12 protein-coding genes are annotated in these 12,610 nt (G+C 45.5%); 4 read left to right on the top strand and 8 right to left on the bottom strand.

Annotation, left to right across the window (positions count from 1 at the left end; translation table 11 throughout):
• Together C7B77_RS12295 and C7B77_RS12290 are read right to left on the bottom strand one after the other, a co-directional pair.
• Positions 1 to 714 (bottom strand): ABC transporter ATP-binding protein (locus C7B77_RS12295; protein WP_106304810.1); only part of this gene is annotated, 714 nt, incomplete at its 3' end.
• 356 nt (positions 715 to 1,070) lie between these two features.
• Positions 1,071 to 1,676, bottom strand: a complete 606-nt coding sequence (locus C7B77_RS12290; protein WP_106304804.1) for a vWA domain-containing protein — start codon at positions 1,674 to 1,676, stop codon at positions 1,071 to 1,073.
• 170 nt (positions 1,677 to 1,846) lie between these two features.
• On the opposite strand from C7B77_RS12290, the gene C7B77_RS12285 reads away from it, so the two are divergent.
• The 3 genes from C7B77_RS12285 to C7B77_RS12275 all read left to right on the top strand — a co-directional run bounded on the left by C7B77_RS12285 (position 1,847) and on the right by C7B77_RS12275 (position 5,115).
• Positions 1,847 to 3,379: a YcjF family protein gene (locus tag C7B77_RS12285; RefSeq protein WP_106304801.1), complete on the top strand. Its 1,533-nt coding sequence runs from the start codon at positions 1,847 to 1,849 to the stop codon at positions 3,377 to 3,379.
• Between the two features lie 295 nt (positions 3,380 to 3,674).
• Positions 3,675 to 4,688 (top strand): hypothetical protein, encoded by a 1,014-nt coding sequence (locus C7B77_RS12280; RefSeq protein WP_146138289.1) that lies wholly within the window; start codon positions 3,675 to 3,677, stop codon positions 4,686 to 4,688.
• Between the two features lie 43 nt (positions 4,689 to 4,731).
• The gene (locus tag C7B77_RS12275; protein WP_106304794.1) at positions 4,732 to 5,115 is read left to right on the top strand and encodes a hypothetical protein; all 384 of its coding nucleotides are present in this window, start codon (positions 4,732 to 4,734) and stop codon (positions 5,113 to 5,115) included.
• Here C7B77_RS12275 and C7B77_RS12270 read toward each other — a convergent pair.
• From C7B77_RS12270 to C7B77_RS12250, 5 genes are all read right to left on the bottom strand, one after another.
• Positions 5,057 to 6,028, bottom strand: coding sequence for a hypothetical protein (locus tag C7B77_RS12270; RefSeq protein WP_146138288.1), 972 nt, complete (start codon positions 6,026 to 6,028; stop codon positions 5,057 to 5,059). The genes C7B77_RS12275 and C7B77_RS12270 overlap by 59 nt on opposite strands.
• The gene (locus tag C7B77_RS12265; protein ID WP_106304788.1) at positions 5,995 to 6,570 is read right to left on the bottom strand and encodes a hypothetical protein; all 576 of its coding nucleotides are present in this window, start codon (positions 6,568 to 6,570) and stop codon (positions 5,995 to 5,997) included. Before C7B77_RS12265 ends, C7B77_RS12270 begins: the two co-directional genes overlap by 34 nt.
• A gap of 7 nt (positions 6,571 to 6,577) precedes the next feature.
• On the bottom strand, positions 6,578 to 9,301 hold the full coding sequence (locus C7B77_RS12260) for a carboxypeptidase-like regulatory domain-containing protein (protein WP_106304785.1): 2,724 nt from the start codon (positions 9,299 to 9,301) through the stop codon (positions 6,578 to 6,580).
• A 119-nt stretch (positions 9,302 to 9,420) separates the two neighbouring features.
• Positions 9,421 to 10,191 (bottom strand): DUF1350 family protein, encoded by a 771-nt coding sequence (locus tag C7B77_RS12255; RefSeq protein WP_106304782.1) that lies wholly within the window; start codon positions 10,189 to 10,191, stop codon positions 9,421 to 9,423.
• Between the two features lie 21 nt (positions 10,192 to 10,212).
• Positions 10,213 to 10,575, bottom strand: a complete 363-nt coding sequence (locus C7B77_RS12250) for a hypothetical protein (protein ID WP_342761352.1) — start codon at positions 10,573 to 10,575, stop codon at positions 10,213 to 10,215.
• A 177-nt stretch (positions 10,576 to 10,752) separates the two neighbouring features.
• Here C7B77_RS12250 and C7B77_RS12245 point away from each other — a divergent pair, with 177 nt between their 5' ends.
• The gene (locus C7B77_RS12245; RefSeq protein WP_106304779.1) at positions 10,753 to 11,217 is read left to right on the top strand and encodes a hypothetical protein; all 465 of its coding nucleotides are present in this window, start codon (positions 10,753 to 10,755) and stop codon (positions 11,215 to 11,217) included.
• Between the two features lie 152 nt (positions 11,218 to 11,369).
• On the opposite strand, the gene C7B77_RS12240 is transcribed toward C7B77_RS12245, so the two are convergent.
• Complete coding sequence (locus C7B77_RS12240; RefSeq protein WP_106304776.1) at positions 11,370 to 12,143, bottom strand: ABC transporter permease; 774 nt, start codon at positions 12,141 to 12,143, stop codon at positions 11,370 to 11,372.
• Between the last annotated feature and the right edge of the window lie 467 nt (positions 12,144 to 12,610).

Here is a 12,610-nt window from a genome sequence, read left to right as displayed (position 1 = left end):
GCCTAAATAAGTCTCAATTACTTTGGGATCTTTGAGCAAGTCAGCACCGCTACCTTCATGCTTGACGACGCCAGTATCTAGAACGTAAGCTCGATCGGACATGGCTAGAGCTTTTTTAGCATTTTGCTCCACCAAGACAATTGCCGTACCAATTTCATTAATTGCCCGAATCTGCTTGAGCACGTCGGTAACTAAAGCGGGTGAGAGTGCTGCTGACGGCTCGTCGAGCACCAATAATTCGGGATCGAGCATTAAGGCTTTACCCATAGCTAACATTTGGCGTTCGCCACCCGATAGCGTCCCAGCGCGTTGTTTGCGCCGCTCGGCGAGGCGGGGAAACATGGTATAAATTTTTTGTTTGAGCTGATTGAGATCGTTGGAGCGGATAAAACCACCCATCTCTAAATTTTCCTCGATCGTCAATGACTTAAATACATTCGAGATTTGCGGCACATAACACATCCCCTTCTGGACGATGCGATCGGATTTTAACCCACCAATTTGTTCGCCTTTGAATGTAATCGTCCCACTATGCGGCGTCAACAGTCCAAAAATCGTCTTCGCTAGCGTCGATTTTCCCGCGCCATTCCCGCCGATGACTGCTACTAACTCGCCCGGTTGGACGACAAAGTTAATCCCATTAAGAATATCCGAGCCAGGAGTATAACCAGCGCGGACATCCTGAACTATTAGTAGCGGGGAATTCGTGAGCATTGGCGGGGAAGATGGATAAATGAGTGAAGTCGATCGAGGTCGCATTCTAGTGGCAGTATTATAGCCGAAATGCTCGATCTCAGACATCACCATAACATCCCCACGCGCCAAATTATGGAATCGATCGCTACACTACATTCAATCAGTTAAGGTGGCCTGCGGAGCTGATGATGCTCGATCGAGAAATTTTAACTCAGCTTAGACAATATTTATATTGGATCTAATGTTTTGCGCAGGCAAACGCTACGCGAACGGAGTCGGAATTATCGAAACATCCGTTCGCGCAGAGTCTTGGCACGAGAATTCTCGACTCCCGATCGAGAATGCCTTTAATTTATGCCTAAGACGACTAGTTATCAATCATTAATTGCACTGAGCAACACTTCCTTAAGAGTGAGATCCTCCATCTCATTCATCGTAATTGTATCGACGATATCAAACTTAGCTCCAGCACGTCCGAGATCGTCATCGAGGATTTTTAAAAACTTAGTTGCGGCTTCGTCCATCCCAACTTGAATGAAAGAAATCGCCAGTTCTTCATCTCGATCGAGCTTCTTAGTCGCATCGAGAATTACCTGCATTACCGCCTTACGATCGTCTGGTTCGCCATCGGTAACCACTAGAATTAACTCGCCATTAGCAGGGACTTGTCCGGCTGCTTTGCGCTGAAAATAGTTATTAAGAGCATCAGTTAATACGGCGGCTAAATCGGTTCTGCCTGAAGGATCGTTCTCCTGAAAAATCGTGCTAACTTGAGCAGAAGTGACATTATCATAACGTTTGAATTTACCAGAAAAAAGATAAACTGTAATGCCATCGGGATCTAATTCTTCACATTTATTTGCCAAAGCTAATGCCGATTCTTGCATGATTTGCCAGCGACTCGCACCACCGGGTTTGTCCTTGGTTGACATGCTGCCGCTCTTGTCAATAATTAGAGTATAGTCGCGGTTGTCTAACATAGAAAAATGCTCAGTACGATAACTTTCTTAGCTTAACCTCAGTCTGCAACTATCTACCTCCGTAGCATACTTAGATGTTGCTGTCTTCAAACATACAAGTTATTACTGAGTCAACCGAGATCTTCGAGTGATTCGGCTATGATAAGAGATAGATCGCTATCCACTAAAGTATGCGTTTCCCACGTTCCTGGTCGATCGCCATCGGCGCAATTTCGATCGCAGTTCTCGCTCTGTGGCTGATTAACTCACTATATACTCTCTACGTCCAAGTGAGTTGGACGACGCCGTGGCTGGCGACACCACTACTGATCGGCATTTTAATCCTCATCGCGATCGCGATCGTGACGATAATTTACTACTTGGGCAAGTTCCAAGGCTGGTGGGGAAAATCGAAGAGCTTACCGCAGCAATTACCCACAGTTCCAGTCGAAAAAACTGCCGCCGCTACCGCCAATCTTCAAGCGATCGATCGCCAACTCCAGCAAATCCAAGATGAAGTCACCCGTCAAGCTTTAATCGCCAAGTCGCGAGAAATCGCCGAAAACTTGGCGCGGGGACAAATCCGCGTCGTCGTATTTGGCACGGGTTCGGCAGGCAAAACTTCGCTAATTAACGCTATTATCGGGCGCATTGTCGGGGAAGTAGGTGCCGCGATGGGGACGACAACCAGGGGCGAAACCTATACTCTAGAGTTAAAAGGTTTAGAGCGACAGATTTTACTCACCGATACTCCGGGGATTTTGGAAGCTGGCATTGAAGGTACCCACCGCGAAGCGATCGCTAGAGAGTTAGCTACATCTGCGGATCTGTTATTATTTGTGGTCGATAATGACTTGCGATCGTCAGAATATATCCCCTTAATGGGATTGGCAGAAATCGGCAAACGATCGTTGCTAATTTTCAATAAAACCGATCTCTATCCACCAGTCGATCGCGATAAGATCGTCGAACGACTCCAAAGCCGCGTCCAGAGTGCGATCGTTCCTGAAGATGTCATCGCGATCGCGGCTAACCCCCAGCCAGTGAGACTAGAATCGGGCGAAATGTTTACTCCCGATCCCGACATATTTCCCCTGATTCGCCGCCTAGCAGCCGTTCTCAGAGCCGAAGGCGAAGATTTGGTCGCCGACAACATTTTGCTGCAATCCCAGCGGCTAGGAGCCGAAGCACGAGAGCTAATTGACGCCCAACGTCGCCGTCAAGCCGAGCGCGTCGTGACTCGATTTCAATGGATCGGTGCGGGAGTTGTCACAGTCACTCCGTTACCCGTAGTCGATTTTCTCGCCACCGCAGCAATTAATACTCAGATGATTATCGAGATCGGCAAGATTTACGGTTGCGATCTCAACAAAGATGCGGCGCAAGAATTGGCACTTTCCTTGGGCAAAACACTGACTAGCTTAGGTATCGTCAAAGGGGCGATTCAAGTATTATCGACAGCTCTGACGGTGAATGTGACTACCTTCGCGCTGGGGAAAGGCATTCAGGGCATTACCGCCGCATATCTAACGCGCATTGCCGGACGCAGTTTTATCGAATATTTCCGTCAGGATCGATCGTGGGGCGATGGCGGTATGGCAGAAGCCGTCCAACAACAATTTCAATTAAATCGTAAAGATGAATTTCTGAAGGCTTTTATCAACCAGGCGATCGCGTCCGGTACGGTAAAATTCAATGAGACGATCGGGCATTTTAGGGAGTAAAAAATAGCCAAATGTGATTGGAGACATCGCGGACAATCTCTCGATCTCAGTATGCGGATTCACGAGTAGCTCGGGTATTGCAAGAGTTATTAGATTGCCCCTTGTATCCTAGAAAACAGATCCTAAAGCGACTATCAGTGCGAGCCAACAAACTTTCTAGCAAGGTTGTTGGCAGGGTTGAGGGATGAAATGTCATAATTGTGTCGATCGAATAATAAACATTCTGAATTTTGGATTCGATCGACCCCACATCCAGATCGTATACTGGGGTAGTAATAGTTTTGCCCCTATTTCAATGAAATATCAGTTAGCAATTACGATCGCGATCGTGTCTCTCATCGGCGTACATGTTCCGAGCATGGCAGAATCTATAATTTTCCCAGCCGGAAGTAAATTTCAAAGTCGGTGGCTGCAAGCCCAACAGCCAAATAACCTAGTTACTTTTCCCGAAGTTGGGTTGGCACTTCCCCAGCCGAGCGGCTTTACAAAGGCGACAGCATTTCATGGATTCGAGCAAACTGAAACCAACTCTTCGATCGTATTGACAAAAATTCCGGGGCCATTTTCAGGTGTAACTAAAGGATTTGATAAAGATACTTTAGCGACTAGGGGCATCTCTTTAATCTCCAAAGAGTCGATTAAAATTAATAACCAGCCTGGGTTATTGTTGCAAATTTCTCAATCAGCCTACGGCGAAAAATTTCTGAAATGGGTATTAATATTTGGTGATGAAAAAAATACCAGCGTAGCCACAGCAACTTTTTTAGACAAAAATACGGCGAAATTTAGCGAACCACTCAAACAGACGTTACTAGCGGTAACTCCTAGCTTGTCTTCCGATACTTCCGCCGTATCATCATTACCTTTTAGCATTACAGCGGTAGAAGGTTTAGCTCCAGTAGCTGCAGCGACAGGATTGGGGAAAGTAGCTGCATTTACCAAAGATGGTAACCTTCCCGTCACAAATCCCACCGATCCATTATTTATTGTCACCCCATCAGTGGCGATCGTGCCAATTGGCGATCGCAAATCTTTTGCCACTCGTCGGCTGTCAAATTATCCCCAAACCGATATTACCAGAGTTACTTCTACTAAGAAAGTTTCGATCGATAATATACCTGGTTGGGAAATAGTTGCCAACGGTCGCGATCGACAATCTAAGTCAGCATTAAAGCTATATCAGATCGTGCTTTTCCCCGAGCGCGGAGGGTATATAGTTCTCATCGGTATTGTCGGCGACAAACAATCAGAAACATATTTACCAAAGTTCAAAGCAATGGCACTAACTTATCGTAATTCTCCTCAATAAGCGACAAGCTAAATTAAATCTGTCGAGCATGAGATGAGCATTAATGTCATTCGATTCATTAGAATTTATCGCTCTAATTATTTCAATTGCGATCGAGACTGCGATTGTGAGTATTTGGGGTAAATTTCGTAAATTAGAATGGCGATTGCTAGCGATCGTTGCGGCTGCTAGTACTTTAATAACTCACCCAATTTTATGGCAGGTATTTAACGATCTCTTACCAACTATAAATGGAGAGGGAGCATCAACCGATCGATATAACGAGCTAGCATTATTACTCGAAATTCCGGTATTTATCGTCGAAGGTTCGATCTATAAATGGGTAATGAAATACTCCTGGCTAGCGAGTATGAGTATATCCTCGATCGCTAATCTGGGATCTTACTTATTTGGTGTGTGGTTCTGGTATGCTGCTTTCGGCTGGTAAGTATAATTAATAAAGGAATCTCTAGCCAAGCATGAATGCTGGCTACGACGCCATAAAAGGCACGAGTGAGGATAAATGAATGCCCGAAAGCGATGAGGAAAATTACCGAGATCGTGCAGATAGATAAGTAAAAATATTTAGGAGCTAACCACGGGATAAATGAATCGGTTTGGGTTGGCGTCCAGCGTGAAAATAAGCCAATTACGACTGCATAATGCAGACATTGTATAAAAGCAACTGCCGAAAAAAGTGGGTAAGCGATCGATAATTGTTGCCAAGCTGGCGCGATAAAAGCACTTAGATAAATTGAATTCGCTTCCAGCGGTAAAGGGAAGATCGGTGAAAACTGATAAAGCAGAATTAATAGCGGTATTAAACCAAATACTAAACCACACAACCAGAGCGTGCGCTGAGATTTTAATTCCTGACGTTGCAGGATAAAGCCAATGGGAGTAAGATTGTGAACGATCGCGAAAATAATTGAAGTAACGATCGGATCTCGGACAATGCCAACTCCTAACACGCAAGCAATAATAATGCCGAGCGTTCCGCGTCTCCAATCGATCGTCCACAAGTGATGAGTGGCAACTAATACCAATCCCAACCCGCAACCAAGTTCTAGCAAATGAGCGATATTTGGTTCGATCGTTCCAAAGATACCACAACAACGTAAAATCGCGATCGAGAGCAGCAGTAAGACTAACCGAATCTCAATTTTTGGGTCTAATTGGGAATGAAATTGACTGTCGATATATCGCAATTCGATCGCTACATGCGCGATCCCAAAAGTAGCTAAAGTCAAGGCATAAGTAGTCAATGGAAAAGCGATCGCACTCAATCCACTGACTAAAATCATCGCACTACCCCAGAACGTCAAATTCATCGATCGACTGTTTTGTGCTGGCGTTTCCATACAATCCATCCTAAAATTGCAATGCCGATCGTCGGAAATAATAGCACATTCAGGATTTGTGTCGATTCCGGCACTCTCACTAATTTTAAACCCTGCCGATTTAGCGATTGAATCTCAAAACTAGCTTCGATCTTCTTACCACTATTAATAATCGGCACAGATAATGGTCGCTCGATACTCGGAGTACCAGTAATTAATGATTTTTGCAGCTTATTATTTTTGAGAATCGTACCTAAATTATTCTTAGCTAAGTCACTTTTCTGGACGCTACTTTTAGCGATCGCTGCAATATTTACACTCGGTCGATAGCCATCAACCAGCATACATCGATCGGCCTGAATCTGCACATAAGCACCAGGCTTAGATGTCGGCGATCTAATTTGTGCGAATAATAGATAATTAGGATACTTATTTAAGTTAGTGATTTTGATGCAATACTCGAAATTCCTGGTAAATCCAGCATTTGGAGCAACATCTGCCAAAATTAATGAGTGTCTCAAGAATGACATATTTTTCAATAATTGATAATCGATTGCTGACATAAGATTACTACAATCCCTGCCAACAGGTCACAAAAATCAGCTCGCAATTATCGATCGTCAAACGATCTGGTGGTGTTAAATTACTCGACTCCGTTTGCTGGAGATTCAGTTGTTGCAGCACTGGCGAACTAACCGCGATCGCGATCGTGCTAGGTTGAGATTGTCCCGCAGCAGAAATTTCATACGCACCCAACGCCAGATCTGTAAATTCATAACTGCCATCGGATTTCGTCATCGTCTCGCGCCGATCCTCCCTCCTGGTAACATGAATAGCCACAATCTGAGTATTTGCCAAAGGCTTTCCAGCAGCATCGAGGACGATACCCTTAACCGTATACATCGGCGTTAACGGAATAGAAATTGTCGTATAACTACCCAAAGCGACATTCACCCGCACCGAGTCTAATGGTTTGCCAGCCGTATCGGCAAGCGAACTGCGCCAATAAGCAGGCAACCGCGCTGGATCGAGATCGAGGCGATAGCTACCAGGAGCGGTGCGAATTTCGACTCGATTGGCTGCTTGGGTAGTGCGACTGGGATCGAGCGGCTTTTTATCTAACGTAATCAGCGTAGGATGCCAAAAACTCTCTTCACCAGTATCTTGTTGGCCATTTAGATTGCGATCGAAAAATGGTTGAATCGCAATTCCGCCGCGAGTGCGGAGATCTTCGACTTGAGTATTAGTGACATTTCCGCCTTGGAGATCGATCGTCGATTGTAATTCTAGAGAAAAATTCTCCCGATTGGTAAAAGCGGAAATGCCCTGATAACGACCCAATAATTGTAATCCGGGCGATAAAGTCATCCCGATGCCAGCATTAGCACCGCGCCCGAAGCCACTCCAGCCATAACCTAATTCTGATTGCACTGTCGGCGATTGATATCGCCATAGTAATTGACTGAAAGTTGTCGGCGCAATCGATCGCGTGGTTTGATAGTTAGCGACCAGATTGTGAGAGCTACCATTTGCCACCGGAATCAGATAGCTGACTTCGGAGTTAAGACTGATTTCATTACCTTGCAAACCTACCAGCCAATTATTCTGTTGGTGAGTGGCACTCCAGCGAATAAAAGAATTGCTATCGAGCGTGCCTTGAATATTACTATTACTATTAGGTGCCACACTAAAATTATAGTTACCGCCGATCGCGACTCCCGACAAACTATCGTATTTACTAATTGCCGTAAATTTGGGAGACAATAGCCAATTTAGATCCGCCCGACTCGAAAATTTATCGCTACTAAAATTGGCATTAAAATTTGGTGCTGGCTGATAATTCAGGTTGCTGACGATATCCCAACGATCGCCAGTAACCGCCGATACCGAAGCTTGCAGTGGCACTCCCGTCGGCTGCCAAAATACCTCACTCAAGCCGCGCACGGCCAGCGGATCGCTAATTATGCCACCGCCGAAAGTAATCGATTCGCTCAGTCCGCGTCGATAGGCTACTCCCCCCTGCAAACCATCGAATCTCCCCAGAAATCGATCGGGTTGACGATTGTAATTCACACCCGCCGAAGCAATCCATGCACCAGATCCGGCGGGTAATTGACCGGGAACTGTCGTAAATGCCACATCCCGCACTTGCGGATCGGCAGTTAATTGGCCGTTGGGATATAGCAACAGTCGATAACTATTGGTAAACTCATCCTCCTTGCTCACCAACACATTTTCAAACCGAAATACGCCCGAACTGTCTACCAAAATTTGGCCGACGACATTAGTATTAAAGCCGCGAACTAGACGCACCACCGTCCCCGGTGCAGCCTGTCCGACCACGGTGCGCCCCAACCGACTCGATTGCAACCGCTCGTTGGGTAAGAAATTGCCCCCCGACAGCGACGTCGGTGGCGTAAACTCTTGCCGTAGGATCGTCGTTACGCCCCAATAAGTACCAGACGGATTGCCCTGTCTGCGCCAAAATGGAATTTGCGAACCAGAAATCCAATCGACATTGGGACTTTGATTGATAACTACAGCATCGCTGAGTCCCCAAGTCAGCAGGTTAGCCAGCTTGGGCTGCTCGACCCGCAGATACCAACTCGAACCCAAAATCGTCCCGACTGATTTAAATTCACCTTGAGTATTGAGTTGATTGTTTGCCGAGCCGCTGAGATTGATCCGCTGCTGCACCGCGCTAATACTGGCACTAGGCGGGTCGATCGCCGCCAATCCATCTAAAACTACAGGTGCGGGTTTGGCCACGGGTTGCGGCGGATTTTTGGGCAAACTGTAGCTAAATTTGACTGCGCTTTGTCGATCGTCAAAGCTAATTTTTAGACCTGGCAGTTTTTGCAGTTCGCCAATACTAATCGCTCTCCCTAATTGCGGATGCGATCGCAATTGACTGGGATTAAATCTCACTAACAGATATGGCGATGTCAGTTCTAATTCACCATTCGGTAACTGTTTTTGCTGAATATCTAAGAGTTTGAGCGTAGCATCGAAAGGTAGCAACCACTGTTCTAATCGAACGGGTTGTTTGTGTACATCGAGTTCACCTTGGACGCTAATTTGTCGCTCTGGTAAATTATTGACGATCGCCTTAATTTGGACGATTTTGACACTCCGATCGTCGATTGCGGATGCTTCACTACTGGTTCGCGATGGATTGGCGATCGCCTTAACGGCAATTATCTGGCCGATAAATCCGCAGCACAAGATCGCCCGTATTAACAGGTTAGCTTTGAGGTGCAGACACTTTAAATAGGAGGCGAGATTTACTTGCAATCAGCAGATCGGACGAGCATTTGGTTCGATCTTAACAGAAGATCCTCGCTCGATCGGGATTGACTAGCCGCAACTGGCGATCGGGCTTTTGCTGCGAGATTTAGCTGCAATGAAGCTGACTATCTACTAGCTACAGGCTCCAACCAATCCAAGATTTCGCGTCTGAGTTGGTGCAAATCACGGTGTACTTCTTGTTTGAACCATTGCCCGATCGCATCAAACGGTGTAAAAATCTGGGGATTGAGTTGCCATTGAAAATCTTGTCCCAGTGGAGTTACATGGCTGCCATTAATCGTCAGTGTCGAGATCTGACCTGGAAAAATCTGCTTCAGGGTTTGGCCGAGTGTATATGATTGATCGAGCGTATCATTACTAAATTTGACGATCAGATTCTGCGGTACGTCATAATATTCGGCGATTAATTTGAGAGTTTCCTGAGGATTGGGCGAAAACTCCATGTTAAATTCGACAGGCATTTGTCCCATCAATGGGACGGCATCGCGCGCCGAAAAATTGTTGAATGAAATAAGTATATTTCCCGCCCGATCGACATCGTACATACTGCCAATCAACAAATGTAATTTGCAGCCCATACTATGACCCAAACCATAAATTGGCAAATTATCGGTAGGTAAATAGCGACGTTTTTGGAGTAACTCTAATGTATCTTCAAATCGATTGTAGACTTCGCTGGCGATCGCCCGATGATCGAAAGTATTGATAAACGGCGTTGCCATAATTACATAGCCTTGCTTGGCTAAATCTTCGAGCAACAAGCGATATGTAAGATGGGGTGCGGCGGCGACGAAGGCACCGCCTAAAAAATGAATGACGGCGCGAGGCTGACGAGGAATGTATACCCAATTACCAGAAATTTCTTGCCAATCCATTACAGTTGTGTTGTTATTGATTTAAAAGTAACCAAAAAAGCTATCGTAGTCGAGATCGCCATCTTCATTATTGAAAGGGTTGCGATTGTCGGGTGTCGCAGGTTGACGATCGGCAAATTCATTCGGCGCGCGATCGTCGCTCCAGCCCCACCAAGCCGTACCGCATTCACATAGATAAAATTCTTGCCACTTGCGTTTGCGATTTTCGATAAATACTGGCGAACGACGATCGATCCAAGCGGCGGTAGCTGCGGTGGAGCTAGCATGACAGGTGGGACAGCAAAATCCGTTAGCGTGAGTGGCTGACTCTCGCCAACTCGGCGGGGTAGGGCTAAAAGCTTCCATGAATAGCGCGGTATTGCGTGTAGGGTCTAAATAGCGCACTCGATCGAGATCGGTAGGCTTGCTTGAAAGTATAGATCGAAACTATCGTTACGAGAGTTCCAGGCTTCGATCTCGTTCTTACTATAATAAGTAGTCTAACGAGAATCGGCCAAGCCTTGTTAAATTGGTAGGATCGATCGAGACAGATAACTAGCTATCTTAATCGATTAAATTATTATGACTACGCTGACATCGCTCGCTGATGCTCCCGATCTCACTGCTGATGACTATATCGTCATTGGTGTCGCCACCTGCTTCTTCCGCGACGATGATGGCGTGCGGGAAGTCAAAGCGATCGAACCCATTCCTTCTTCTGCCCTCGAAGCCTTAATGAAGGGGATTCCCACATCTTACCAGGTCGCGGCTGCTACCACCCTGGGCGCGCTCATTGCTGGCGATGTCCCCCAAATTCCCGCAACTTTCCCCGCTGATTGTCAATTGGGTAGTGAATTTGCCTACCGTTGCATCGCCTCCGCCCGTACCTACAAACGGCGCAAAGAAGCCACCGCTTTTATCGCCCAAGGCGAAACTTACACTAGTTTTAACTATTCCACCGAGCGCAAGCGCATTCTCAATGCCGATCGAGTAGTTACCAAAGACGATAATGTCAAGCAGCACGCCTATACTCATCAGAAGCTCTAAGTCGATCTGGTTTTTAAAAACGATCGGTAACTAGCGAAAAATCTCTGTTGGCGATCGTTTAGAGGGCACCAACAGAGATTTTCGATCGTTTAACAATGTCGAAATCGAGTGGCTCGAAACAGAAATATCTGCCACTACTGCTAGATCTGCACTCAGAACTGTCGGCGCGAGAAAATTACCGTTGTGGTCACCAATAATGCTGTTGTATACACTAAGGCATAGCCAGCATTAATTAGCAACATATCTGTTGGCGGGAGTACCCCATAAACTGCATCATTCTTGAGATTTAGCCTCGATAAATCCGGTAGAATTAGATATAAATTGTCGGTTAATTGTTGAAAGCCAGGATTTTTGGTCACACCTGCTAATTTGACCATCCCTTCGCTTAGATGTCCGACTAGATATAGAGAAAACGTGAGTAAGATCGCTAAAATCGAGCTAGTAAATACGCCGAATAATAGCGATGCCGCCGCTATCAAGCATAGTTCTAGAAATAGAAATAGTGAAGAGAGCAACAACGGCCCTAACTGGTAATTAATTTGTGAAAGAGTCAGAACCAATAAATAAATAACAGTCATTCCCGCGACTAAAATTGCGAGCACGGCAGACAATCCCAAATGTTTGCCGAGAATAAATTCAATGCTGCTAATTGGCTTAGTTACGATCGTGAAGACAGTCCGCTTCTCGATTTCTTTGTTAATCAGATTCGTACCGACAAAAATTGTGATGACAACTCCTAGTAAGCTAGAACTAGCAGTGCCAAAATCAGTCAGAATTTTATCTTGGGCGGCACCAGAAATTGCTGGTAATAGCTGCCAAGCGGCCAACATCAGTACTGCATAAAAACCGATCGTCAAAAAGATCCGCTCGCGCATTACTTCCCGAAATACGTTGCTAGCTACGGCCCAAATCCGAATTAAACTCATTTGCTTAAATAGTAGTGTTCAGATAATTTGAATAAGACTAAGTAGTAGTAAATTAGATCTACTGACTGGTCATCGGGGCAAGATTGAGAAACAGGTAGTCAATGAATATAATTAGCTGCTTTAGCGCGGGAGACGATACCGCCTAATCGGGCATTTTTTGACAGCCAATGAAATTGAGTAAAAATTGTCGATGCGAGTTCCTAGTGGCATTGCCAACGAGTTACTGCGATCGACCATTGGCAGGGTTCGAGGGGTTGGAATCTGCTTGGCATTTACCGATCGACTAAATCTTAACTCAGACAGGGCGAAGATTATCGGCAAAATTAGCAATCCTAAATTTGGGCATAAGCGCACTATTTTAATTTTGAGACATTAAACTTTCTCATAATATTACTAGATAGCCCATATTCGTAAATACATGAGTAATAATCTCCACGAAATTCCGTTTGAAGTGTAAGATGTAAAAG

This window comes from Chamaesiphon polymorphus CCALA 037 (assembly GCF_003003845.1).
GTDB classification, from domain to species: domain Bacteria; phylum Cyanobacteriota; class Cyanobacteriia; order Cyanobacteriales; family Chamaesiphonaceae; genus Chamaesiphon; species Chamaesiphon polymorphus.
This window is presented reverse-complemented; position numbering and strand designations above follow the sequence as displayed.